Source organism: Rheinheimera sp. EpRS3 (assembly GCF_001513785.1).
In the GTDB taxonomy this organism is placed as follows: Bacteria; Pseudomonadota; Gammaproteobacteria; order Enterobacterales; family Alteromonadaceae; genus Alishewanella.
In genome coordinates this window covers 620,050-643,572 of record NZ_LNQS01000001.1, presented here as the reverse complement: position 1 = coordinate 643,572, position 23,523 = coordinate 620,050, and the positions used below count along the sequence as shown (strand labels likewise).

Annotated in this window: 23 protein-coding genes; 12 read left to right on the top strand and 11 right to left on the bottom strand. The window is 49.0% G+C overall.

What is annotated here, in order from left to right; translation table 11 throughout:
• The first annotated feature begins 11 nt into the window (after nt 1–11).
• On the top strand, nt 12–932 hold the full coding sequence (locus tag AR688_RS02685) for an MlaA family lipoprotein (protein ID WP_068228744.1): 921 nt from the start codon (nt 12–14) through the stop codon (nt 930–932).
• Nucleotides 904–3,318: an efflux RND transporter permease subunit gene (locus AR688_RS02680; RefSeq protein WP_068228741.1), complete on the top strand. Its 2,415-nt coding sequence runs from the start codon at nt 904–906 to the stop codon at nt 3,316–3,318. Before AR688_RS02685 ends, AR688_RS02680 begins: the two co-directional genes overlap by 29 nt.
• 44 nt (nt 3,319–3,362) lie before the next feature.
• Here AR688_RS02680 and AR688_RS02675 read toward each other — a convergent pair whose 3' ends face one another.
• Entirely contained in the window at nt 3,363–3,779 is a 417-nt protein-coding gene (locus AR688_RS02675; RefSeq protein WP_068231084.1) for an organic hydroperoxide resistance protein, read from the bottom strand.
• A 174-nt stretch (nt 3,780–3,953) separates the two neighbouring features.
• Here AR688_RS02675 and AR688_RS02670 point away from each other — a divergent pair, with 174 nt between their 5' ends.
• From AR688_RS02670 to AR688_RS02660, 3 genes are all read left to right on the top strand, one after another.
• Nucleotides 3,954–4,403 carry a MarR family winged helix-turn-helix transcriptional regulator gene (locus tag AR688_RS02670; protein WP_068228738.1) on the top strand — a complete coding sequence of 150 codons (450 nt, stop codon included), beginning with the start codon at nt 3,954–3,956 and terminating at the stop codon, nt 4,401–4,403.
• A 315-nt stretch (nt 4,404–4,718) separates the two neighbouring features.
• Nucleotides 4,719–5,546, top strand: a complete 828-nt coding sequence (locus AR688_RS02665) for a PEP-CTERM/exosortase system-associated acyltransferase (RefSeq protein WP_197412088.1) — start codon at nt 4,719–4,721, stop codon at nt 5,544–5,546.
• Between the two features lie 50 nt (nt 5,547–5,596).
• The gene (locus AR688_RS02660) at nt 5,597–6,604 is read left to right on the top strand and encodes a metal-dependent hydrolase (RefSeq protein ID WP_068228730.1); all 1,008 of its coding nucleotides are present in this window, start codon (nt 5,597–5,599) and stop codon (nt 6,602–6,604) included.
• On the opposite strand, the gene AR688_RS02655 is transcribed toward AR688_RS02660, so the two are convergent.
• Both AR688_RS02655 and AR688_RS02650 read right to left on the bottom strand, forming a co-directional pair.
• Nucleotides 6,594–7,094 (bottom strand): DUF1543 domain-containing protein, encoded by a 501-nt coding sequence (locus tag AR688_RS02655; protein WP_068228727.1) that lies wholly within the window; start codon nt 7,092–7,094, stop codon nt 6,594–6,596. The genes AR688_RS02660 and AR688_RS02655 overlap by 11 nt on opposite strands.
• A gap of 100 nt (nt 7,095–7,194) precedes the next feature.
• Nucleotides 7,195–8,829, bottom strand: coding sequence for a diguanylate cyclase (locus AR688_RS02650; protein ID WP_068228724.1), 1,635 nt, complete (start codon nt 8,827–8,829; stop codon nt 7,195–7,197).
• A gap of 207 nt (nt 8,830–9,036) precedes the next feature.
• On the opposite strand from AR688_RS02650, the gene AR688_RS02645 reads away from it, so the two are divergent.
• A complete protein-coding gene (locus AR688_RS02645) occupies nt 9,037–10,404 on the top strand; it encodes a GAF domain-containing sensor histidine kinase (protein WP_068228721.1) in 1,368 nt (455 codons plus the stop codon).
• On the opposite strand, the gene AR688_RS02640 is transcribed toward AR688_RS02645, so the two are convergent.
• Nucleotides 10,394–11,650 (bottom strand): ABC transporter permease, encoded by a 1,257-nt coding sequence (locus tag AR688_RS02640; protein ID WP_068228718.1) that lies wholly within the window; start codon nt 11,648–11,650, stop codon nt 10,394–10,396. The genes AR688_RS02645 and AR688_RS02640 overlap by 11 nt on opposite strands.
• Complete coding sequence (locus tag AR688_RS02635; RefSeq protein WP_197412087.1) at nt 11,644–12,354, bottom strand: ABC transporter ATP-binding protein; 711 nt, start codon at nt 12,352–12,354, stop codon at nt 11,644–11,646. Before AR688_RS02635 ends, AR688_RS02640 begins: the two co-directional genes overlap by 7 nt.
• 53 nt (nt 12,355–12,407) lie before the next feature.
• Here AR688_RS02635 and AR688_RS02630 point away from each other — a divergent pair, with 53 nt between their 5' ends.
• Nucleotides 12,408–12,953, top strand: coding sequence for a DUF3299 domain-containing protein (locus tag AR688_RS02630; RefSeq protein ID WP_068228712.1), 546 nt, complete (start codon nt 12,408–12,410; stop codon nt 12,951–12,953).
• A 36-nt stretch (nt 12,954–12,989) separates the two neighbouring features.
• Here the strand turns inward: AR688_RS02630 and AR688_RS02625 are convergent, their stop codons facing one another.
• Nucleotides 12,990–13,586, bottom strand: a complete 597-nt coding sequence (locus tag AR688_RS02625; protein WP_068228709.1) for a ZrgA family zinc uptake protein — start codon at nt 13,584–13,586, stop codon at nt 12,990–12,992.
• A 128-nt stretch (nt 13,587–13,714) separates the two neighbouring features.
• Here AR688_RS02625 and AR688_RS02620 point away from each other — a divergent pair, with 128 nt between their 5' ends.
• The 3 genes from AR688_RS02620 to AR688_RS02610 are packed head-to-tail and all read left to right on the top strand — an operon-like array spanning nt 13,715 to nt 18,026.
• Nucleotides 13,715–15,244 (top strand): cryptochrome/photolyase family protein, encoded by a 1,530-nt coding sequence (locus AR688_RS02620; protein ID WP_068228707.1) that lies wholly within the window; start codon nt 13,715–13,717, stop codon nt 15,242–15,244.
• A complete protein-coding gene (locus AR688_RS02615) occupies nt 15,241–16,515 on the top strand; it encodes a DASH family cryptochrome (protein ID WP_068228704.1) in 1,275 nt (424 codons plus the stop codon). Before AR688_RS02620 ends, AR688_RS02615 begins: the two co-directional genes overlap by 4 nt.
• A complete protein-coding gene (locus AR688_RS02610) occupies nt 16,512–18,026 on the top strand; it encodes an FAD-binding domain-containing protein (protein ID WP_068228701.1) in 1,515 nt (504 codons plus the stop codon). Before AR688_RS02615 ends, AR688_RS02610 begins: the two co-directional genes overlap by 4 nt.
• Nucleotides 18,027–18,040: 14 nt before the next feature.
• On the opposite strand, the gene AR688_RS02605 is transcribed toward AR688_RS02610, so the two are convergent.
• The 3 genes from AR688_RS02605 to glnB are packed head-to-tail and all read right to left on the bottom strand — an operon-like array spanning nt 18,041 to nt 20,495.
• A complete protein-coding gene (locus AR688_RS02605) occupies nt 18,041–18,946 on the bottom strand; it encodes a M28 family peptidase (protein ID WP_068228698.1) in 906 nt (301 codons plus the stop codon).
• 2 nt (nt 18,947–18,948) lie between these two features.
• Complete coding sequence (locus tag AR688_RS02600; RefSeq protein WP_068228695.1) at nt 18,949–20,124, bottom strand: tetratricopeptide repeat protein; 1,176 nt, start codon at nt 20,122–20,124, stop codon at nt 18,949–18,951.
• A 32-nt stretch (nt 20,125–20,156) separates the two neighbouring features.
• Nucleotides 20,157–20,495, bottom strand: a complete 339-nt coding sequence (gene glnB / locus AR688_RS02595; protein ID WP_068228692.1) for a nitrogen regulatory protein P-II — start codon at nt 20,493–20,495, stop codon at nt 20,157–20,159.
• Nucleotides 20,496–20,644: 149 nt separating this feature from the next.
• Here glnB and nadE point away from each other — a divergent pair, with 149 nt between their 5' ends.
• Both nadE and AR688_RS02585 read left to right on the top strand, forming a co-directional pair.
• Complete coding sequence (gene nadE, locus AR688_RS02590) at nt 20,645–21,472, top strand: ammonia-dependent NAD(+) synthetase (protein ID WP_068228689.1); 828 nt, start codon at nt 20,645–20,647, stop codon at nt 21,470–21,472.
• A 70-nt stretch (nt 21,473–21,542) separates the two neighbouring features.
• Entirely contained in the window at nt 21,543–22,049 is a 507-nt protein-coding gene (locus AR688_RS02585) for a GspH/FimT family pseudopilin (protein WP_068228686.1), read from the top strand.
• On the opposite strand, the gene AR688_RS02580 is transcribed toward AR688_RS02585, so the two are convergent.
• Both AR688_RS02580 and AR688_RS02575 read right to left on the bottom strand, forming a co-directional pair.
• The gene (locus AR688_RS02580) at nt 22,050–22,445 is read right to left on the bottom strand and encodes a type IV pilin protein (protein WP_068228683.1); all 396 of its coding nucleotides are present in this window, start codon (nt 22,443–22,445) and stop codon (nt 22,050–22,052) included. It abuts the gene before it with no gap.
• The gene (locus AR688_RS02575; RefSeq protein WP_068228680.1) at nt 22,446–23,522 is read right to left on the bottom strand and encodes a hypothetical protein; all 1,077 of its coding nucleotides are present in this window, start codon (nt 23,520–23,522) and stop codon (nt 22,446–22,448) included.
• Nucleotide 23,523 lies beyond the last annotated feature (1 nt).

The following is a 23,523-nucleotide window of genomic DNA, read 5'->3' as shown; positions in this document are numbered from 1 at the left end:
TGGAGTTCTGCATGAAAACAGCCACCGTTATTGCTGCCTTTTTTTTATTTACCCTTAGCGGTTGTGCCAGTAAGCCTGCACCACCCGATAGTACAGCTACCGAAACAGCGCAACAAACCACCGAAGCTGCTGCAGAATCAGAAACCGCTGTAGAATCAGAAGCCGCCGCAGAAGCAATAACTGCAACAGAACAACTTAGCAGCGGTAAAACCACCACCATTAAAACCTCACAGGGCAATATTGAAATTCAGCCTACAGTGGTGGATATGGCCAGCCGTGACGACCCCGCAACACCGGAAGATGAAGCGGCAGAGCAGTATAATGATCCGCTGGAAGGCTGGAACCGCGCCATATTTGGCTTTAACCATGTCGCCTACTCTTATGCGCTTATTCCGCTGGTTAAAGGCTACGAATATGTGTTGCCGGATGTGGTACGCAGCAAAATAGGTAATGCTTTTAGTAATATCCGCGAGCCACTTAGCCTGCTTAATAACCTTGCCGCCGGTGAAGTAAAAGACGCCGGCACCAACCTGGGCCGCTTTTTAATTAACAGTACTGTGGGTATTCTTGGCTTGTTTGACCCCGCCACAGCCTGGTTTGATTTGCCATCAGCGAAGCAATCATTAGCCGATACGCTGGCCGGTTATAACGTCAGCCCCGGCCCCTATCTGGTACTGCCTATACTGGGGCAGAATAATGTGCGTGGTTCTACCTCAGTAGTCAGTGAAGTGCTGCTTGACCCGCTGCGGCAAATAACGTCGCCACCTGATACCTATTATTTGCAGGGTGTTGGTGCCGTTGATACCTTTTCAGATCGCGCCAGAGTATATGAAAAACTCTATCAGCAGGCTGAAGACCCTTACCTGTATTTCCGTAACCAGTTTTTACAGGGAGTAAAGCGCGATGACGCCTTCAACAACCAGCCAGAATAACAACGGGTTTAGCATGTGGCTGGCGCAAAGCATTGTGCAGGCACGCTTTGTTATATTAGCGTTATTTGTCTTCCTGCTTGGCGCAGCCGCATTTTTTGTCCAGCAGTTTCGTATTGATGCCTCGGCCGAAACCCTGCTGGTAAAAAACAACGCGCTATACATTAAAACCCAGCAGGCAAACCAGCGTTTTTCACCGGATGAGTTTATTCTGGTGGCGTATAAACCACGCAACGGCGAGTTGTTTACTGACACTACCTTTGCCGACTTAACTGCACTAAGTGAGCAATACAGCAAGCTGGAACGGGTGCAAAGCGTTACGTCGATGCTTAACGTACCGCTGATTGCCGATGCATCAGCGCTGACCACAGACGTTGATGTATCTGCGCTTACCTGGCAGAAACAGCAATACTCAGCGGCGCAGATGCAACAGCTGCTCAGTGATCACCCTATTTTTACCGATCTTTTGCTAAATACCGCCCAAACCGCTGCAGCAATTCAAATTGTGTTTAAGCCAGACGCGAAGTTAACCGCGCTGGAAAGCGATATGCTGGCAATTGAGCGCCACACGCTGCAACGCGAACTGAGTGCGGAAGAACAAACAGCACTGACGGAACTGCAGGATCAGGCTGATCCGTTACGCCAGGCGCTGGTTAAACAGCGCCAGCAGGAAATTGCGCAGATAGAACACATTAACCAACAGGTGCAGCAACGGGCCCAAACCTTTACCGGTGGTGGCTATGTGGTGGCGCAGCATCTGGTGGATATTATCAGCAGGGATCTCACCGTGTTTGGTAGCGCCATCGCTGGCATTATCGCCCTGCTGTTGTTACTGCTGTACCGTAGCATACGCTGGGTAGTGTTTCCGGTGTTAGCCTGCGGAGCAAGCGTTTGGCTTACGCTTGGCCTGTTTGCCTTTCTGGATATACGCGCCACCGTTATTTCGGCCAATTTTATTGCCTTGCAGCTTATTTTAACGCTGGCGGTGATGATCCACCTTATCGGCGCTTATCGCGATATCGCCCGTAACAATGCCACCACTACCCAACAGCAGCGCGTGGCAATGACATTACAACAAAAACTGGCACCGTGCTTTTATGCCACAGTCACCACCTCTGTCGGTTTTGGCTCGTTAATCTTCAGCGGTATTCAGCCGGTGGTTGATTTTGGTTTTATGATGTTAATTGCCATGCTGATTACCATGAGTGTCAGCCTGCTACTGTTTCCTGCCCTGCTTAGCCTGCTGAAAAGCAAAGCAGAAACCGCCGACTACGCCATACTCAGCACCAGCTTACAAGCTATCCGCCGTTTGGTAGAACGGGCGCCTTTACGCACGGTTTTTGCCTGCCTGCTATTGTTTGCGCTACTGTTACCGGGCATTGCGCGGCTGAATGTGGAAAACAGCTTTATTAATTATTTTGCCACAGACACCCAGGTGTACCAGGAGCTTAAGTTTATTGATCAGGAATTTGGTGGCTCTACGCCATTGGATATTGTTATTACCCTTGATCCGGCAAAAACCAAGGCAGATTTACTGCTAAGTGCCGAGCAATTTAATCAGCTACATGTAGCGCACGCCGTGGTGGCAGAGTTTGCCGCTACCGGTAATGTTACCTCGCTGGTTAACTTTACCACCCTGGCTACCCAGCTTAACGATGGCAAACCACTGACAGAGTATGAATTAAATTCTATATATCAGTTGCTGGATCAAAAGGTCGTTAACCAGCTGGTGGGCGCTTATCTGACTGAAGATCCGCTGCAGGTACGCATTGCCACCCGCATTCAGGACACCACAGAGGGGCTTAACCGCGAGCTGCTGATGCAACAGCTAAATCAGGATTTACAATCGGTGGGCCTTAAAGCCGAAGATTACAGCCTTACCAACCTGTTTGTGTTGTATCAGGATATTTTATCGCGGCTGTTTGATTCGCAAATAATGACCTTAGGCCTGGTTTACCTTGGCATGGCGGTTATTTTGCTGCTGATTTTCCGCTCATTAAAAATTGCGCTGATAGCGCTGGTACCCAATGTGTGCACCACGCTTGGCATTTTAGGCCTTATTGGCTGGCTGGGCATTCCATTGGACATTATGACTATTACCATTGCTGCCATTGCGATGGGTATCGCGATTGACGACACCATTCACTTTGTTCACAGTTATTTGCAGGCCCCTGCTGATACTGCACTGAAAAACGCCTTTGCCCATACCGGCATGGCAATGTTGTTTACCTCAGTGGTTATTGCCGCAGGTTTTGCCGTGTTTGGTTTTTCCAGCTTTTTACCCAGTGTCTATTTTGGCTTGCTAACAGCCGCGGCCATGATAATGGCGCTGGCAGCCGATTTAACTATATTGCCGGCCCTGCTTAGCCGTTTTGTTAAACGTGCATAATGCAAAAAGCCGGCGAAAGCCGGCTTTTCGTTGCACCAACGCGGTTATACGCTAACGTGTAAACGCACGTCGATATTACCGCGGGTTGCATTTGAATACGGACAAACATGGTGCGCTTTTTCTACCAGTTGCTGTGCTGCAGCTTTGTCCATACCCGGCAGGCTGATAAACAAATCAACATCCAGACCAAAGCCACCTTCAATTTTACCAATACCTACTTCAGCACGCAGGCTCACATCGGCAGGCAGTGCCTGTTTGCTCTGGCCAGCGACAAACTTCATTGCACCGATAAAGCAGGCAGAATAACCGGCAGCAAATAACTGCTCAGGGTTGGTTGCCCCGCCGCCGCCACCTAATTCTTTTGGCGCGGCCAGTTTAACTTCTAATAAACCATCGCTTGATTTAGCTGCGCCATCACGGCCGCCGGTTGACGTTACTACTGCTTTATAAAGAATATCCATCGTTATTTCCTCAGTTAGGTTAGTTGCCATTAGCGAACACCTGCATAATAGAACCAATTAATCTTGTATGCAAGATATTTGTATATAACTTTTTTGCCTCAAATATAATTACTAAAGCTATAAGGCCGCCAGCTAAGTTTGGTACACTTGAATAAAATTGCCGGATTAAAACAGATGAATAAAACTTTACCACTGGAACAGCAGCTGTGCTTTGCGCTTTATAGCGCCTCTAATGCTGTGGTGCGGCTGTACCGGCCATTATTGCAGCCCTTTGATCTCACCTACCCGCAGTATGTGGTAATGCTGGCTTTATGGCAGCAAGACAATATCAGCCTGGGTGAACTGGGTAGCAAAACGCTGTTTGATTCAGGCACCCTAACGCCACTGGTAAAAAAGCTTGAACAAAAAGGCTGGCTAAAACGCATGCCATCTTCTGTGGATGAGCGGGTAAAACATGTTGTACTGACCAGCAGCGGCACAGCACTACAAACGGCTGTAGCGGGTGTGATGCCTGCATTGCGCTGTCAAATATCACTGACCGATGACCGGTTAATCCAGTTAAGAGCATTGGCGCGGCAAGTTCAGTCGGATATTCAACAACTTGAACGTTGTTCTGTTGACTAATAGCCATATACTTCATGCTGTTAGTACATGTTTAAGATGAACTTAAGCTGAATTACATTTAATAACATTAGTTAAATAACAATATTTTTTTACTTTCGTTAAATCATAATCTTAGTTTCAATTGGCTGATTTACTTTATAAAAGTACCGATCTGGCATTTGACGCAAACCCGAATCAACTGCATAGTAATTCCGGCCTTAGTGCCCTGCAATGGAATTGTCAGCATTTACACCGCACGGAAAGCTAATTTCACGCGCAATTAATACAACTATAAAATCAGATAATGCGCAGACAATGACTTTTTGGGGCATCATTATGAGTTCTCTGGCAGCAGTTGCAGATACTGCTTTTTCACCATCAGCAAACACATTAGCAGCACCTTTTAACTGTACCTCTTTGTACAGCCCTTTGTCGCATTTTCCTGACTTTTATCAGGCGCGGGTGGCAAGTATGCAAGAGCACCGCAATGAAACTTTTCGCTTACGCCATAAGGTGTATTGTGAAGAACTGCGCTACGAACCGCCACGGCCAAATAAATTGGAGTATGATCAGTTTGATCACCGGGCGATCCACTGCGCCATTAAACACACTGATTCTGATACTCTGGCTGGCACCGTGCGCCTGATCACGTCAGCAGCACCAGAGCAATTGCTGCCGGTGGAGTGTTATTTTGCCAATAGCTTTACCAATGCAGCACTGGCGCCGGCTAATTTCTCCCGGCGTAATATCTGTGAAATATCACGCCTTGCGGTGCCAAAAGATATTCGCCACAGCCAGGTTATTGAAGCAACAGATGAATATTCCGGTTTAACCAGTGTACAGGGCCAATGCCGCAAGCTGGTATCTGTTGCGCTGTATTTGCTGGCCACCCTGATGTGCGTGCGTGACGAGCGTTACCACGCCTATGTGATGATTGAACCTTCACTGGCCAGAATATTAAAAAGAGTAGGCATTCATTTTGTGCAGATTGCCGAAGCTATAGACTTTAACGGCAAACGCGCGCCCTATTACCTGGATATGCGCACCACCAGAGCCACGCTGAAATCCGATTACCTGAAGTTGCGTAATGCCCTTGATGAACAGTTATTTGAACAAAGCGACGAGTATTTTCATGCCGCCCGGCCACAGTTGGCTTATCGCTGACATCTGTTAAAATGCCGGCCTGATTCTACGCACGGGTACCTGACAGCAGTATGGATTCATTAACACAACTTGCATTGGGTGCGGCCGTTGCCGCCACGGTAATGGGCAAAACGCCGGGCTCCCGGCTGAAAACCGTACTTACCGGAGCGGTGCTGGGCACTTTGCCTGATTTAGATGTGGTAATAGATTATGGCGATGTCGTAAGCAACATGGTGTTGCACCGTACGGAAAGCCATGCGTTTTTGTATCAGACACTGATATCCCCTGTACTGGCCTGGCTGGCAGCAATGTTATGCCAGCAGCGGCAGTATTACTGGCGCTGGCTGCTGGCAACCTGGCTTATTCTGCTAACCCACACTGCAATAGATGCGATGACGGTGTATGGTACCCAGTTCGGTTTACCCTTTACCAATACTCCTTTTGCCGTTGGCAGCATCTTTATTATTGATCCCCTGTATACCCTGCCACTGCTACTGGGGCTGGGGTATTACCTGCTGGGTAAAACACGCGGCCTGGCAGTAAATGCCGCGGCAGTGGCGGTTTCCAGTGCTTATATGTTGTGGTCTGTGGCAGCACAGCAGCATGTCAGCAACGTTGCGCAAAACAGCCTGCGTCAGCAGCAGCTGGATTATCAGCAAATGCTGGTTACGCCAGCGCCGCTGACTACAGTATTGTGGCGCATTGTTGTCATAACCGAGCAGGGCTACGCAGAAGGGTTTTATTCATTATTCGACAGCACTACAGAGATTAGTTTTACGCATGTAGTGCGGGATCACTCGCTTAAACAACAATATGCCTGGCTTAAACCGGTGCAGCAATTACACTGGTTCAGCCGGGGCTTTTACACTATGCAGCAACAAGGTGACACCTTGCTGCTTACCGATCTGCGGATGGGGCAGGAAGGCAGTTATGCCTTTGAGTTTGTGGTAGACCCGAAAAACAGCGCCCCCGTGCAGCAGTTACCGATGCGCCGTGATATGGCAGTGGCATTGCCGTGGCTGTGGCAGCGCATGTGGGGGCAGCAGTTGCCCTCACCTTACTTACCACTTAACCAATAATCTGATAACCAGACCAGTCGGGCCGCATTGGTTGGCTTTGCCCACTGCTGTGCAGGTGAATATATAAGCCCTGCAGCTGTTCCAGCGCAAAGCAGTCGTCCAGTTGCAGTAAATCATCTTTGTGCTGGCTGTCGGCATCGGTTAACAGTTGTTGTTTTGCTTTAGCCTTAGCTTCTGCTGCGGAAGTTGCAACGCAAAGCATAAAGTCATGCTGCTCGGCAATTTTATCAGGGTAATAACCACCAAAGTTAACAAAATACAGTTTGTTGCTGCCGGGCTGTGGCTCGTTGTGTAAGCTGACGCTGTAGCCATCAATATGGTTAATTTGCATATAGCTATCTATATGCAGGCCTTTAACGGTGCCAAACCATTGCTGGCATAACAGGCTGTAAGTGTCTTCGATACGTTGCGCTGCGACAAAACGCACATCATGTAATTCAATATTGGCCCCAGGCGCTGTACCGCCTATATACACCAAAAACAGCTGCATTGTTTTCTCCGGTTATCATAAAAAACGCAGTATAACGGCACGCGGATATGGCTACCAGTGCAGCGGGTGTGTCAGATGAATAATGCTTAAAAACGCCATGTCAGCCAGACAGCATAGTCCGGTTACGGCCCGAACTTTTGGCGCGGTATAACGCCTGATCAGCTTTGTCGATAACTAAATCGGCATGCTCCAACGTGGCAGCACAGATGCCGGCACTGAAACTACAGAAAAACCGCTGCTCAGCTGCGGTAAAAGGTAAAGCAGCAAACAACTCGCGAACCTGCTCTACCACGGTAAAAGCCCGCTGAACACTGCAATCGGGCAGCACCAGTAAAAACTCTTCACCACCATAACGCCCTACCAGATCAGTTTTACGTAATTGTTGCTTTAATAGGTTAGCTAAATTGGCTATGACCTGATCACCAATTAAATGGCCGTAGTTATCGTTAACCTTTTTAAAGTGATCAATGTCCAGCATTACCACACTGACTGACTGGCTGCTGCGTACAGCGCGCAACATCTCCAACCCCAGCCGCTCTTTAATATGGGCGTGCTGCAGCAAGCCGGTAAGGCTATCGCGCGTCATAATATCAGCCAACTGCCTGGCCCGTTGCGCCCGGGCAAATACCGCAACCAGCAAGGCGGTATCGGTAATAGGCTTGGTAATAAAATCGTCACCGGCTTTAATCAGTGCTGCCAGTTGCTGTTCGCCATCGGTTTCAGACGATAAATAAATAATCGGCACTCCCAGCCAGGCTTGCTGTAACCGCACCAGTTGCGCCAGCTCCGGGCCAGAGCAAAACGGCATATTCACATCCAGTAAAATGACATCCGGGTGGAACTGCTTAAGAGATTCAAAAATCAGTGCGGGCTCTGACAACACCTCTACCAGTAAGCCGCCCTGACGCAATACCAAGGCATAGTGCTCTGCCAGCAGTTGGTCGTCATCTACCAGCATTACCCGAAACGGTTCACGTTCGTTACGCGATAGTTGCTGCCTTAAGCGGGCCTCCAGTTCAGTAGAGTTCAGTGGTTTTACAAAATAGCCGATAGCGCCTACGCGTATAGCGTTCAAATAGCTGCCAAAGTCGCTCTGGTGGCTTAGCAGCAACACCGGAATGGCTGAGCTTTGCTTCGCCTGTAAATCGGCGATGCCCTGCATACATTGCCCGGGGGTTTGGTGCATATCCAGATCAACAATGAGTACTTCGGGGGGGGTATTGGCAATCGCCTGCACTAAGTCATCCACACTGCTGAAATGACGGTAACTGTAGCCAAAAATATCCAGCATGGTGCTGATTTGCTCTGTTAAAGCAGGCTCATTGCATAACAGATAAACACCGGCCCGCTCTGCTGCTGTTACCTCTGCCGTTGCAGGTGCTGCAGGATAATCTGCCACTGCCGTTGGCAGCTTAAGCTGTTGTATATCATCAATCAGCTGCTGTTGTTCTGCCGCGGTAACGACAGCGCCAGGCACCAGCCAGGGTTTTAGTTGCTGCTCAAACTGCCGGGCCTGTTCGCCCAGTTCTGGTAAACCAAAAGTACCGGCAGAGCCTGCCAGAGTATGCAGTTTGACAGACAAATCCTCTACCTGGGCATGCCAGGCCACGTCAGACAACTGATACAGCAACATCGCGCCTTGCTGTAACTGCGGCAACTCTTGCACCAGCCGCATCACATAGGTATGGCGCAACTGTGCAAGCTGCTGCTCTAAATCTATTTTTGACTCTGTCATGCTACCCTGATCACTGCGCTGCTCATAAGTTTAATGCTGGCGTCGATACGATCCTGCGCCCGGCACTGCCCAGGCTGCTACAACATCAAGTTAATGAAAAATCTGCTGTAAATTTAGCGCATAACCGTTAAAGATGCTATACATTGGTGCTAAGGCATAACAGGTTGACGTACCGTCCGAAGCCGATACGGAGAGCTCTGCGTAGTAATGCAAATTGAACTGCAGCATATTCTGGCCCAAATCAGCCGTAATCCAAATATCGACAAAGGCGATTTATCCGCAGCTAACAGCTTGATTTTAGAGGCCATTACTCAAGGGCTGGCTGTTGATCGCGCCAGCGTCTGGCTATTTTCTGACAATAATCAATTAATGTACTGTGCCTATCAGCTCGATGGTAAGCAGCACAGCACCCCTGATCTGACGCTAAGCCGGCAAGACTTTCCCAGCTATTTTAATGCCTTGGACGATGAGCGTAACATTGTTGCTGCCGATGCACATCATCACCCGCAAACTGCTGAATTTTCAGATATCTACCTGTCACCTTCTGGTATTTGCTCTATGCTGGATACGCCGATCCGCCATCATGGCGTTATGGTGGGTATTATCTGTATTGAGCACCGCCAGATTAAACAATGGCAAACAGACGAAATTGTGTTTGCCGGTTTTCTGGCCGATATTTATGGCCGGGCATTAAGTGCATCGGAACGCATGCGTTATCAGTGCGAGTTAGAACAGCTAAACAGCGGCTTAGAGCAAATTATCAGCCAGCGTACACAAGAACTGACCCAGTCACTGGAGCAACTGCAGCAAACCCAGCACAGATTAATTGAAGTAGAAAAAATGGCCAGCCTCGGCCGTTTAGTGGCCGGTATCGCCCATGAGATAAATACCCCGCTGGGCGTTGCTGTTACTGCTATCAGCCATGCCGAAGTAACGCTACTGGAACTGGAAAAGCTATTTTTGGCAGGCCAGCTTACCCGGCAAAAATTTGGCCAGAGTGGCGCTGCAATTAAGCACAGTATTGCCATGGTGCAGGCAAACCTGCATCGCACTGTTGATCTGGTAAACAGCTTTAAACAAACCGCCGCGGCAAACCCGGATCAGCAGGCAGAATGGTTGGTATTAAGCGAGTTTATTCCCAAAGTGCTGTGTAGTGTGGAGTCGCTGTTAAAGCAGCATCAGGTGAGTGTGCAGTTAGAGGTGCCTGCAACGTTAAAAATTCAGAGCTTTGCCAGCCCGCTAACCACCATTCTGACCCGGCTTATAGAGAATGCCTGCCAGCACGCCTTTGATAAACAACCGTCACGCCAGATTGTGATCCGTGCCAGCCAAACCCCTTACAGCTGGCAGCTGGAAATAGCCGATAATGGCCGCGGAATGAATACAGACGAATTGGCCCGCGCCTTTGAGCTATTTTTTACTACACGCCGCAGTAAGGGCGCCAAAGGCCTGGGCATGACGCTGGTGTTTAATCTGGTTACTCATCTGCTACAGGGTGATGTTAGCCTGCACAATACTGATACAGGCTGTGTAGTAACCCTTATCTGCCCGCTTAACCTCAGTACTACAACCTGATTGTCAGGCCATCAGCCAGCGCTTTGCGGTAAGCCAACACGCCCGGTATTGTTGCCAGCACGGCAGACAACAGCAAAATAGCCCCAGCCCAGTATAAGCTGGTCAGTTTGACAATTTGCAGGCTGATAAATAAACCAAAATCAGCGGCCAGTTTATCCTGCAACAGATAAAGGCTGATAAACAGCAAGGCTGCAGCAGATAACATTGATAGCAGCGTTACCAGTAATACCTCAAGCTGAATAAGCACAAACAAATACCAGGGGTGCGCCCCGGCTGCGCGTAAAATGGCCATTTCGCGTTGCCGCTCTTTCATTGATGCCAGCAAGGTAGTGATCATCCCCACCAGCGCCGCCAGCAGCACCAGTAAACTTATCAGCAACAACAGGTTTTCTACCATACCCAGCATCTGCCACAGCTCTGCCAATGCGACACCCGGCAATATGGCAGTTAGTGGCTCATTTTTAAATTCGTTAATCTGCCGCTGCAGCGTAAACGTTGCCATGCGTGACTTTAGCCCCACCATAAAGGCAGTGATAGATTTGGGTGTTAAATCCTGCGCCAGCGTCTGCTCACTGGTTAGCTGTCTGCCGGGTATGGGTGCGCCCTGCTGCCAGTCCAGATGAATAGCTTCTATTGCTTCCAGGCTGACATGCACAGTTTGATCTACCGGCGTACCGGTGCGTGCCAGAATGCCCACTACAGTGAAAGGTTTGTCTTTATGCTGGCTGAAACTTACCGCGCCGACACCATGCGACAGTTCAATTTGTTCGTTTAGTTTATAGCCCAGCTTTTGCGCTACCTCAGCACCAAGTACAGTGTCAAATACCCGCTCAAATGCTTTACCCTGCGCCAGCACCAGTGGCTGGCTGTTGGCATAGCGGTAATGGCTGAAGTAATCGGTATTAGTGCCCATTACCCGGTAACCACGGTGCGAATCGCCCAGTGATATGGGAATGGCCCAGTCTATTTGCGGGTGTTTAATAATACGCTGATAACTGGGCCAGCTGATATTGGCGGTAGCATTGCCAATACGAAATACCGAATACAACAGCAGGTTAAGCTGGCCAGAGCGGGCCCCTACGATCAGATCAGTGCCTGACACTGTGCTGGTAAAACTGTTTTTTGCCTCGGTGCGCAAGTGATCAATGCCCAGCAGCAACGCAATACTTATGGTTAGTGATAACCAGGTCATCAGCACTGTACCGCGCCGGTTCCATAAACTTAACCGGGCTAATTTCATCAGCATGGCTGTACTCCTTTAACTAACTGCTGCATATCCAGCTGATAATGAAAATACTGCGTCAGGCTTTGATCATGGCTGACAAAAATCACTGTGCAGCCGTTGGCATCGGCTTCGGCCAGCATTACCCGCATAAACGCATCGCGGTTATCGCTATCCAGTGCTGACGTGGGCTCATCGGCAATCAGTAAGGTAGGTTTGGGCAGCAAAGCCCGGGCAATCGCCACCCGTTGTTGCTGGCCGACACTGAGGTTAGTGGCCGGTTTATGCCATAAATCCTGTTGTAACCCCAGGCGCTGCAACAGCGTTTTTGCCCGGCTTACCGAGTCGGTTTTATTCTGGCTGGCAAAGTGGCTGCTAAGCAGCGCGTTATCCAGCACCGACAAATAAGGAATAAGATTAAGCTGCTGAAATACTACACCAATATGCTTTGCCCGCAGGCTGTCACGCGCACTGCTGGAGAGTTGATGCAGCGGCTGGCCATTGACATACAGCTCACCACTGACCGGGCGGGTGATACCACAGAGTAAATTTAATAAGGTTGTTTTGCCGCTGCCCGAAGCACCACGAACAAATAAATGCTGGCCACAGTGTAAAGTCAGCTCAGGCAGGTGCAATTGCCAGCCACCACTTTGGTAATAAAACTGCAGCTGTTTGAGATCAATAGCGGGAATTTTCGGCTTGTCGGTCACAGGAGCCCTCAGTGTCATGTTATGATATCGGCGTTTTTTGTCATTATGCCAACTTAGGGGGGCGAGCTCCAATGCTACGGACGTTATCTGTTGCGTTATATCTGACACTGGTCGCATGTTTTGCTGGCGGGCTCAGTGCAAGTGAAGTCAAAACCATTGAATGGACTGACTTAATGCCGGAAGAAGATTTAAAGCTGCTAGAGCAAATGCCTGAAGTGCAGCACGATTATAACCAGCCATCACCGTTTGACGATGACTACCAGGGTGATGATCCAGCCGCGCAGCAATGGCAGCAAATTCTTAAATCAGCCAAAGTACGCTCTGAGTTTAACAATACCAAAGTGCGGGTACCCGGCTTTATTGTGCCACTGGAGTTTGACAGTGCCCAAAACGTGACCAGCTTCTTTTTAGTGCCTTATTTTGGTGCCTGTATTCACGTACCGCCACCACCACCGAACCAGATTATCTATGTGACCGGGGCGAAAGATTTAAAAGCCGATATGATTTATTCACCCTTTTGGATCAGCGGCACCTTAACCACCGAAACCATGACCCACGATTTGGGCCAGGCGGCTTACAGCCTAAAAGTGGATAAAGTAGAAGAATACACCTACTAAAAAACGGCAGCTTAAGCTGCCGTTATCATTTTATCGTTACTGAAAACGTACTGTACTGCTACTAAGTGCAGCCTGTGATGCACCTTGCTGGCCATTGATAATCCACTGAATATCCATATGCTCCAGTGCTGGCAACAGCTCGAAAATACGCAATTGCAATTCAGTCAACCGTGCCGGACGCTGGCATAACAGCTGATAGTTAGCGTAAAAATCAGCATGGCCTTCATTGGCCTGTAGTTCAGTCAAATCAGTACTGGCCTCTGCCATGGCCAGCTCGCAGTTGGCATCATTGTTAAAGCTGAACCATTCACCCTGATTAAACACCTCAATAGCAGCGGCGACTTCCTGCTTTTGCTCAGCCGTGCTGGGTTTATGCTCAAAGCCCACTATGCTTTGCGCTGCTGATTGAAATGCTAGTTGCATTTCGTTGCCTTCCAGCACCAGAGTTAACACCGCATGGCCATGCACATGAGCCCCCAGCGCGACCACGTCGTCGTCATGTTCGTCGTGTTCATGTTTGTGTTCAGCATGATCGTGTTTATGTTCGGCAGCACTCTGCTCTTGCGCTACTGCAGGTGTATTTAACGCCATTAAGCTACAAACAAGCAGGCTGGCGACTAAAGAGAGCTTCATAGCATGGTTCCTGTATTAATTTAAGTTATGTGACAATATAACATAAAGAACTTTCTGTACACCAGACGATGATCTTCCCCGCCAGGCACAGCGTAAAGGCACTATTGTTGTCGTAATATAGCCCGGTTATGGCCAGACTTATTGTAATTTTAGGCGATCAGCTAAGCCCGGCGCTGTCGAGCTTGCAAAACATAACAGCAGATGACGTGCTGCTGCTGGCAGAAGTAGCAGCAGAGGCCAGTTATGTGCAACACCACAAACACAAAATTATTCTGATTTTCAGCGCTATGCGCCACTTTGCCGCGGTGCTGCGACAGCAAGGCCATACTGTTTGTTATATCCATTATGATAGCCAAAGCCAGATAAAATGCATCGGCGATGCCGTGCAGCATGCTTTGGCGCAACACCCTCACTTGCAAAGCATCCTGATAACACAGTGTGGTGAATACCGCCTGCAGCAGGAAATTAACAGCTGGCAACAGCATTTTCCTGTGCCAACAGAAATACTGTCTGATGACCGTTTTATCTGTGACTTACCGCGTTTTGCGCGCTGGGCCCAGGGTAAAAAGCAACTACGGATGGAATACTTTTACCGCGAAATGCGCCGCTATACCGGCTTGCTAATGCAAGGCGATACACCCGAAGGAGGCAAATGGAACTATGACGCCGATAACCGTAAAGCCTGCCCGCAAGATTTACAGCAAATTGTGCCACTGCACTTTATACCCGACGATATCACGGCAGAGGTAATGGCGCTGGTTAACCAGCATTTTGCCGCAAATATGGGCGATGCTGATAACTTTAGCTATGCCGTTACCGGCAAAGATGCAAGGCATGCCTTTTTACATTTTGTGCAACAGCAACTGCCCCGGTTTGGCGATTACCAGGATGCCATGCTGCTTGACCAACCGTTTTTGTTTCATAGCATTTGCTCGGTATATCTAAATTGTGGCCTGCTGGATGTGCGCTGGATGTGTAATAAAGTGCAATTGGCCTATCAGCAGGGCTTAGTGCCGCTTAATGCCGCAGAGGGTTTTATCCGCCAGCTGATTGGCTGGCGAGAATATGTGCGCGGCCTGTACTGGCTGCTGATGCCGGACTACAAGCAACACAACAGTTTAAACGCTGAACGCGCTTTACCGGGCTTTTACTGGCATGGCAACACGCAAATGCGCTGTATGCAGCAGGCCGTAAAAAGCACTATTGATCATGCTTACTCGCACCATATTCACCGCTTAATGATCACCGGTAATTTCGCGCTGCTGGCCGGCCTGTCGGTTGAGCAGGTTACCGACTGGTATCTGGCCGTTTATGCCGACGCCTACGAATGGGTGGAATTGCCCAACACCCTTGGTATGGCATTATTTGCCGATGGTGGTGTAATGGCATCCAAGCCCTATGCCGCCAGTGGTGCTTACATCAACCGGATGAGCAATTATTGCAAAAACTGCGCATACGAGGTTAAACATACCACGCAAACCGATGCCTGTCCGTTTAATGCACTGTACTGGGACTTTCTTCACCGCCATCAGCAGCAATTTGGCGCTAACCCGCGCCTGGCACTGGCCTTTGCTAACTGGCAAAAACGCAGTGACAGCGACAAAACCGCCATTCTGGCCAAAGCTGCCGACACGTTAAACCGTCTGGAGCAGCTATGAGTATCAGCCTGATACTGCTAAACAATACATTGCGCTGGCACGATAACCCGCTGTTAAACGCCTGTGAAGGCCGCAAAGCAGCCGTAATTGTGCTGAATAAAGCCGCATTTTTTGGCCGCCAGTATGGTTTACCCAGAGCCAATTTGCAGCGTTTACAACAACAGATAGCTGTTATTGCTGCGCTAAAAAATACTCTGGCGGCAAAGCATATTGGCCTTATCACCCTGGTTGGCGATACTGTCAGCTGTATCCGCACTCTGGCCGATGAATTAAAAGCAGAACAGCTGTACTGTGCAGAGCCGGTTGCTTCTTACGAATATGCCGCCATTAACCGCCTGAAGCAGACTCTTAACGTTACTCAACTCGACTCTAACTCTTTACTGAGTGATGGTTTAAGGCCCAACCTTGCCAAGATGCCCGACAGCTTTACGCCGTTTCGTAAACAGCGCGAGCCGCTGCTGCAGGTAAGTGAGCCAGCAATGCAGGCACCCGACCAAAACTGGCTGTTACCGGCACAAACCGGGGCTTATAACAGTGCTTTTATACAGCTAAGCCAGCAATACCATACTCATTTAACAGCAGGCACTGGCAGCGAGGCTTCTGCTTTGGCAAGGCTGCAGCATTATATCTGGCAACAGCAACATATTTTGCACTACAAACAAACCCGCAATCAGCTGATGGGCGGGAATTACGCCAGTTTTTTCTCAGTGCCGCTGTCACTTGGCAGTTTGTCTGTACGTTTTTTATGGCAGCAGATTGTCAGCTTTGAGCAGCAAGTGCAGGCTAACGACTCTACTTACTGGCTTAAATTTGAGCTGTTGTGGCGTGAGTTTTTCCGCTGGCAATTTCGCAAATATGGCAGTCTTTGGTTTAGTAAAGATGCCATAAAAGGCCGCGCCGATTTTAGCCAGCCACAGCTTAGCAAAGCTCAGCTTAAGCAATTTAACCTCTGGTGCCAGGGCAATACCGGTGAGCCCTTTATTGATGCCAATATGCGCCTGCTAAACCAAACCGGTTTAATGAGCAACCGTGGCAGGCAGAATGTTGCCAGCTATTTGCTGCATAATCTTGATATCGACTGGCGTTTGGGTGCCGCTTATTTTGAGCAGCGCCTGCTCGATTATGACTGCGCCAGCAACTGGGGAAACTGGGCCTATATTGCCGGCACCGGCAATAGCGCCCAGCGGCAGTTTAATATCAGCAAACAAGCGCAAATGTACGATCCGCAAGGCGCATTCGTCAAAGCTATGCTGCCATCAACGCTGTCATGAACACTTTGGTGTGGTTTAAACGCGATTTACGCATTGATGATCATCAGCCGTTGTATCAGGCGGCCAAAGCAGGTGCAGTATTACCGGTTTACATTATTGAACCGGATTACTGGCAACAAAGCGATGTATCGCTGCGCCATTGGCAATTTATCGCCCCGGCACTGCAGCAACTTAACCAACAATTAACTGCACTTGGCCAACCTTTGCTGATAGTGAAAGGCCCGGCAACTTTAGTGCTGCGCCAACTCTGCCAGCAATTTGCCATTAGCCGCGTATGCAGCCATGAAGAAACCGGCAACCTCTGGACTTATCAGCGTGATCTGGCAGTAGCACGGCTATTACACGAGCTGAATATACCCTGGCAGCAGTACCGCCAGTTCGCTGTATTTCGAAAACTGAAAGACCGGGATAACTGGTTTAACCTGGCCGATAGCTGGCTAAAGTCATCTCTGGCACCAACAGTAACAGCACTGCCATTTTTAACTGCCGTACAGTGGAACCTGGCGGAACTGGCACCGTCCCGTAAAATCGATTTACCGCTTTGCTCTACCCTGCAAGACGCGACTGCAGCAAACCACACTTTTGACAGCTTTATCAGCACACGCTGTATGCACTACCGCCAGCACATTTCACTGCCGGTAAAAGCGCTAAGCAGCTGCTCCAGGCTCAGCCCTTATATCAGCTACGGCCAGCTTAGCCTGCGCCAGTTGCAACAACACAGCTTTATGGCGCTAAAGCGCAGCACAGAACAACGCAAACAGCAGGGCTTGCAGGCATTTTTCAGCCGGTTACGCTGGCATTGCCACTTCATCCAGAAACTGGAAGATGAGCCCGCCATTGAGTTTTTTAATATGCACCGTGGTTTTGACGGCTTGCGGGAGCACGACTTTAACCCTGCGCTGTTTCAGGCCTGGCAAAGCGGCCAAACCGGCTACCCGCTGATCGATGCTGCTATGCGCAGTTTGCTGGCAACCGGCTGGCTGCATTTTCGCGCGCGCGCAATGTTAGTGGCCTTTGCCAGCTATCACTTATGGTTACATTGGCGGCCAGTGGCATTGCATCTGGCTCAGTGCTTTATCGATTACGAGCCGGGCATTCATTACCCCCAAATACAAATGCAGGCCGGTACCACCGGGATAAACCCAAACCGGATGTATAACCCGGTAAAACAAAGCCAGCAAAAAGATGCCGATGGCCGCTTTATCCGCCAGTGGTTGCCCGAACTGCGTCAGGTGCCGGATAGTTGGCTGCATACGCCCTGGCTAATGCCAGCCGCACTACAACAACGTTATAGTTGTGTTATAGCGCGGGATTATCCGGCACCAATAGTCGATTTACAGCAGGCACAACAACAAGCCAGAGCACGGCTAAGCCAATGGTTGCAGCAACATAATAAACCAGACTGGCAACAGCAAAAACAAGCCGTGTTTGTACGCCATGCCAGCCGCAAAAGGCCCGCAACGCAACAAAAGATAGCTTGCCGGGATCAGCTTAGCTTTGACTGGGAGTGAGTTTGAACGGCTGGTTAGTGCGAATCCGGCCGCAGTGCCTGTGGGGGTTGTTGCTCCAGCCACTGCACTGTCTGCCAGATAGCCTGCATTGCCATATCCAGAAATACCGGCTCAATACGCTGCCAGGTATCTTGCACCGTATGGTAATACGCATGCTCCTGACCGCCGAAAAATAAATAAGGAATGCCGACACGATGAAAGGGGCCGTGATCGCTGGCATTAGGCCAGTTATAACGCGGGTTATCGCGTGCCATACGGCCCGGGCCGCGATGATGTAGAAACTGCAGCGTGCTAAAAGTGGCATCTAATTGCGCTGCCAGTGCCGGATAACGTCTGGCGCCGGTCAGGTAAAGCTTGCCACGCCGATCAGGCTGGCTAATCATATCCAGATTCAGGTTCATTACTATGCTGCCAAGCGACACCGGTGGTTTGGCGATAAAAGCTTTGCTGCCATGTAAGCCGCTTTCTTCAGCATCGGTGGCAAGAAAAATATAAGAATACGCCGGGCAAAAGTGGTTTAGCCTGGCGGCCAGTTCCAGCATAGCGGCAACACCGGAAGCATTATCATCAGCCCCATGGAAAATTTTTCTGCCCTGTATGCCAAGATGATCATAATGTGCTGTAACAACAATATAGTGATTCGGGTAAGTGCACCCACGGCGCCAGGCCAGCACATTAATACCGGTTTTTTCAGGCCAGGATGAATAGACAAAAGGTTGCTGATAGCTGTTGTTAAACCTGTCTAATCGCAAATGGACAAAACGCTCAGAAATCAGTTCGCGGGCAAGACCGGCACCTGCAGTGCCGGTTTTACGCCCCTGCATATCTGCAGCGCTTAACTGCTGAATATCTGTCAGCAGATTTGCCTGTGCACAAAATACTTGGATCAGCAGTAATGCAGCAACAGGCAGCCTGAGCATAATCAGTGCGTAGACTGACGCAGTTTTAACGCTTCAAGTTTTGCATGATAGCGTTGTTGTGTATTGTTATCGACGACCAGCTCAGCCGCTTTGCTAAGCACCTGCAGTGCTCTGCCAGTCTGATTGTTACGGTAATATGCCAACGCCAACTCCAGTTGTAACTGATGCATATAAGGCGCTTGCTCTGCTGCTTTGTACAAATAAGTTACGGCCTCCTGATACTGGTTTTTCTGTTGTGCGTTTTTCCCCAGCACATACCACAGGTATGGGTCATACTCGTTAAATGACGACAAGGATTGTAGCATCTCCTGAGCAGTATCCGGGTCTCCCTGACTTTGCTTTAGCACTGCATAGTTCGTAAGCAATGTGACCTTACTTGCTGAAACATCAAGACCATATTGATAAAACTGCTCAGCCAATTGCATCTCATCCATACGCCGGTGAACTACTGCTGTCAGATTAATAACTGCACTGTAATCGGGAGCGTATTGCAATGCAGTTTTCAGCAGTGCCAGAGCCTGGTCATATTGCTCAGCCAGCAGTGCATCTGCGGCCAGGTTACGATAAAACATAGCAATAAAGGTTTGCTGAGTAATTCGGGGGCCAGTTATATCCGCTGATGATGGCAGATAATCCACTACCAATGAGGGCTTTATAAAATAAAATGTATCTTTTTCGGGAATAAACGCCGGATCATAAAGAAAAGTTCTAACATGGTCTGAGGACACCATCAGATCACTCTCAAAACTCAGCACAGGTGCAGAGATAATACTTTGGAACTCTATTTGCACGCCTGCCAAATCTGCCAGAGCTTTGGTCAGTACGGCCAGAGAAATACAGTTTCCACTTTTAAGTGCGTAAGCCTTTGTTGCAGTGTAGTTTTTGCCCTGGTAGTCAAAACCAGATAAATGTTGCGCCAGAAACTGATATACCCGCCGATGGGCTGCAACATCCTGACGCTCGGGGGCATTAAAATACGCCAGAAACTCGGCTTGCTGTGACGCTGACAACTGAAAAATATCATCGACCGTCGGCGTATTAGCATTAGCGCTTTCTAACAACGCTGAATAAGGTAAAACAGCTGTATTACTTACTTGCGCCGGAGCAGAACTACAAGCAATAAGGCTCAGGCAGCTGAGCCCAACAACCACAAGATAAAACTGCTTGTATACGAGCATAACATTCTCAGGTTAAATAATTATTAACCTTGTTATATCGCATCCTCGTCTTCTTCGCCAGTGCGAATACGTACTACACGTTCAACATCAAACACAAAAATCTTGCCATCGCCGATACGACCGGTTTGTGCGGTTTTCATAATAGCTTCAACACAGCGTTCTACCTGATCGTCGGTAACCACAATATCCAGTTTTACTTTAGGCAAAAAATCGACCATATACTCTGCGCCACGATACAGCTCTGTATGGCCTTTTTGCCGGCCAAAACCTTTAACTTCAGTAACTGTCATACCGGTAATACTGATATCTGCCAGCGCTTCACGCACGTCATCCAGCTTAAAAGGTTTAATAATGGCTTCAATTTTTTTCATCACAATTTCCGTCAGTTAAGCGTCGGTGGTATTGGCAGTATAATACAAGGCCGGAAGCTGTTCAGCAGTTAATCACTAAGAATCACTTGATCTGCTGAGGGTAAAACACGATAAGATAGACTGGTATTTTCAGCAGAGGCCAAAATAGTATGAATGCAGCACAGATTATTGCCGAAATGCGGGTGCTACCGCAGATAGATCCGCAATTTGAGATCCGCCGCCGGGTCGATTTTATTAAGCAACGTCTTAGCGCCTCAGGCATGAAAACACTGGTACTGGGCATCAGCGGTGGTATCGACTCTACTACTTGTGGCCGTTTAGCCCAGTTGGCTATAGATGAGCTGAACGAAACCGGTAGTGGTTATCAGTTTATTGCTGTGCGCCTGCCATACGCTACGCAAAAAGATGAAGCCGAAGCCCAGATGGCAGTTGATTTTATTCAGCCAAGTAAAGCGTTATCGGTAAATGTACAACCGGGTGCAGATGCCATTCATCAGGCAACCTTTAGTGCTATGGCTGCTGATGGCCTGGCTACCGCCAGTGAGGCTCAGGCCGACTTTGCCAGAGGTAATGTAAAGGCCCGCACCCGTATGGTGATTCAGTATCATATCGCAGCCCTGCTTGGAGGCTTAGTGCTGGGTACCGATCATTCCGCTGAAAACATTACCGGTTTTTATACCAAATGGGGCGATGGCGCCTGCGATTTAGCACCGCTGTTTGGCTTAAGTAAACGCCAGGTGCGTTTAGTGGGTAAAACACTGGGGGCACCAGATGTGCTGGTAAGCAAAACGCCAACTGCCGATTTAGAATGTTTAGCACCACAAAAAGCAGATGAGGCAGCACTTGGCTTAACTTACGAGCAAATTGATGATTTCCTTGAAGGTAAAACCGTATCTGCTGAGGTTAGTGAAAAACTGATTGGCATTTATCTGAAAACCCAGCATAAACGCCAGCCGATCCCGACAATATACGATTAGAAGCAATTATTTTACATTAAAATAATAAATGCTACGCTTTTTGCAGGGCAATAGTTGCAAGGAGCGTTGTATGTCATTAAAGACAAGCCGGGGATTTAGCTTACCAGAGCTGATGATTACGCTGGCCATTCTGATCATTTTTGTCACTGTTGCAGTACCGGCAATGGCTGAATTTATCGATCGCCAGCGGGCTACCGCTTATGTCCGCCAGTTTAGCCAGCATCTGGCTTTTGCCCGTGTTGCAGCCACCAGCAGTAACTTACCAGTACAACTATGCCCCGCCGTTGAGGGGAAATGTGAAGCACAGTGGCAAACTGTACCAGTACAATTATCAATGCTTTATCCAGATACTAACGAGCGCACCCTATTGCGCGAAATACCCGCAATTGATCCGCGTCATAAACTAATCTATAACCGCGAAGCCATAACATTCCGGCGGGATGGTAGTTTAAATGGTTTTGAAAACGGTACTTTTTACTATTGCCCGCAACAAAGCTATAAGTGGCATTACCGGCTTACCGTAAATCAAGCTGGCCGTAGCAGGTTAACTGAGGTCGCCACACCTTGCCCGGCCTGACTAATTCCAGCAAGCCTGTGCTTGCAGATCCTCACCGTTACGTTGTCCAAGGTGGTTCAATGTAAACAGTTGGCATTCGCTATCGGCCTGTTGCTGCCCCTGAGCCTGAGCTGTCAGCTCAAATTCCTGCTGCGCTGCAAACAGGTTAATATTAAATGTATAGCGCTCTGACGCCTTAACACCGAGTACAGCTAAATCTGCCGAGTATGCACCGTAGTCGGCTAAATGCTGCTCTTGAGCATTTGCCAGTTGCAATAACTGTGATATTGCTTCTGCGCGATAGCTTCGCAACACATACTGCTGATAAGACGGGTAGCATATCGCCGCCAGAATACCCACTATGGCCAGTACTATTAATAACTCGATTAAACTAAAACCAGGCTTAACAGTTTGCATTTAGTGGCCATCCTGCTCTGCCTGGAAGGTTGCCAGCCGGCTGATCCGGGGAAACTGATCAGCCGTCAATGCTACAACACAATTGGCGCAATCCGGGGTAATTGCCAACAAATCTGCCTGTACGCTTTGCTGTTGCTGTTCGTTATGCAAACTTAATTCAAGCTCGCCTTGCGGGTTTTTCTGCAACACCAGCTTGCCCCGCTCCAGCGCCGCTATTTGCCAGTGCCTTCTGGCATACACTGCCCCGGCATGATGCAAGTGTAATGCATGGATCTCCAGTTCAGTATTTTCTGCCAGACTGCAGTCTGGCTGCACCGCAGCTACCTCGGCAGAGCTAAGGTACACTACCCCGGCATAAACCTGCGGCACGGCAGTAATACGTTTATCCATGCTGACATACCAGCCAGCGCCCAGTTGTACCTGCTGCCAAAGCTGTTCGGCAATACCTGACACCGCTTCAGCATCGCTCAGATAGGTTCTGTCTGTCAGATCACTAAGCTGTATAACGACGCGCTGCGGCGATAGATGCTTTACTACCAACAAGGTGTCACCTCCTGCCGCCATACTGGCAATAATCAACAGCATGGTCTGGCGTTGTAACGTGCCAACGCCAACGGGCGCTAATGTTTGCAAAAGTTGTAACGGTTGGCGAAACTCAGCCGCAATGTCGCTAAAATCAGCTATCAGTTCAGGCTCGGCAAAACCACTGCGGGTGAGCGGGATAAACCACAGACGACCACTGGAATCAATAGTATAAACAGCATCAGCTATACCATCATAGTTCTGGTCCAGCACTACCGGTTGCGCTTTAATACTACTAGTCTGGCCTGTTTCAGTTGGCCAGTTTGTCAGTTGATCCAGCAGTACTAAGCTGTCAGCACTGTGCATCCTCAGCACGCCTTCAGCGTCCGGTATATCCAGCTGAACATTATTACTCAGGCTGATTTTTCTTGGCGGGCCATCATCTAACAATGATGGTAAAGTTGCAGCAACGGCAGTAGTATCGTTTAAGTCACAGCTGTGGCTAACGGCGCTGACAACAGAAAATATAATGCAAATAAACCTGTGCTTTAGCATT

Excerpts from the sequence above, each read along its gene's own strand:
- AR688_RS02680 (WP_068228741.1), top strand. The coding sequence starts at position 904 with ATGACGCCTTCAACAACCAGCCAGAATAACAACGGGTTTAGCATGTGG.
- nadE (WP_068228689.1), top strand. The coding sequence starts at position 20,645 with ATGAATGCAGCACAGATTATTGCCGAAATGCGGGTGCTACCGCAGATA.
- AR688_RS02585 (WP_068228686.1), top strand. The coding sequence starts at position 21,543 with ATGTCATTAAAGACAAGCCGGGGATTTAGCTTACCAGAGCTGATGATT.
- AR688_RS02645 (WP_068228721.1), top strand. The coding sequence starts at position 9,037 with ATGCAAATTGAACTGCAGCATATTCTGGCCCAAATCAGCCGTAATCCA.
- AR688_RS02650 (WP_068228724.1), bottom strand. The coding sequence starts at position 8,829 with ATGACAGAGTCAAAAATAGATTTAGAGCAGCAGCTTGCACAGTTGCGC.
- AR688_RS02630 (WP_068228712.1), top strand. The coding sequence starts at position 12,408 with ATGCTACGGACGTTATCTGTTGCGTTATATCTGACACTGGTCGCATGT.
- AR688_RS02580 (WP_068228683.1), bottom strand. The coding sequence starts at position 22,445 with ATGCAAACTGTTAAGCCTGGTTTTAGTTTAATCGAGTTATTAATAGTA.
- AR688_RS02635 (WP_197412087.1), bottom strand. The coding sequence starts at position 12,354 with ATGACACTGAGGGCTCCTGTGACCGACAAGCCGAAAATTCCCGCTATT.
- AR688_RS02685 (WP_068228744.1), top strand. The coding sequence starts at position 12 with ATGAAAACAGCCACCGTTATTGCTGCCTTTTTTTTATTTACCCTTAGC.
- AR688_RS02605 (WP_068228698.1), bottom strand. The coding sequence starts at position 18,946 with ATGCTCAGGCTGCCTGTTGCTGCATTACTGCTGATCCAAGTATTTTGT.
- AR688_RS02610 (WP_068228701.1), top strand. The coding sequence starts at position 16,512 with ATGAACACTTTGGTGTGGTTTAAACGCGATTTACGCATTGATGATCAT.
- AR688_RS02640 (WP_068228718.1), bottom strand. The coding sequence starts at position 11,650 with ATGCTGATGAAATTAGCCCGGTTAAGTTTATGGAACCGGCGCGGTACA.
- AR688_RS02615 (WP_068228704.1), top strand. The coding sequence starts at position 15,241 with ATGAGTATCAGCCTGATACTGCTAAACAATACATTGCGCTGGCACGAT.
- AR688_RS02575 (WP_068228680.1), bottom strand. The coding sequence starts at position 23,522 with ATGCTAAAGCACAGGTTTATTTGCATTATATTTTCTGTTGTCAGCGCC.
- AR688_RS02600 (WP_068228695.1), bottom strand. The coding sequence starts at position 20,124 with ATGCTCGTATACAAGCAGTTTTATCTTGTGGTTGTTGGGCTCAGCTGC.
- AR688_RS02670 (WP_068228738.1), top strand. The coding sequence starts at position 3,954 with ATGAATAAAACTTTACCACTGGAACAGCAGCTGTGCTTTGCGCTTTAT.
- glnB (WP_068228692.1), bottom strand. The coding sequence starts at position 20,495 with ATGAAAAAAATTGAAGCCATTATTAAACCTTTTAAGCTGGATGACGTG.
- AR688_RS02655 (WP_068228727.1), bottom strand. The coding sequence starts at position 7,094 with ATGCAGCTGTTTTTGGTGTATATAGGCGGTACAGCGCCTGGGGCCAAT.
- AR688_RS02675 (WP_068231084.1), bottom strand. The coding sequence starts at position 3,779 with ATGGATATTCTTTATAAAGCAGTAGTAACGTCAACCGGCGGCCGTGAT.
- AR688_RS02625 (WP_068228709.1), bottom strand. The coding sequence starts at position 13,586 with ATGAAGCTCTCTTTAGTCGCCAGCCTGCTTGTTTGTAGCTTAATGGCG.
- AR688_RS02660 (WP_068228730.1), top strand. The coding sequence starts at position 5,597 with ATGGATTCATTAACACAACTTGCATTGGGTGCGGCCGTTGCCGCCACG.
- AR688_RS02665 (WP_197412088.1), top strand. The coding sequence starts at position 4,719 with ATGAGTTCTCTGGCAGCAGTTGCAGATACTGCTTTTTCACCATCAGCA.
- AR688_RS02620 (WP_068228707.1), top strand. The coding sequence starts at position 13,715 with ATGGCCAGACTTATTGTAATTTTAGGCGATCAGCTAAGCCCGGCGCTG.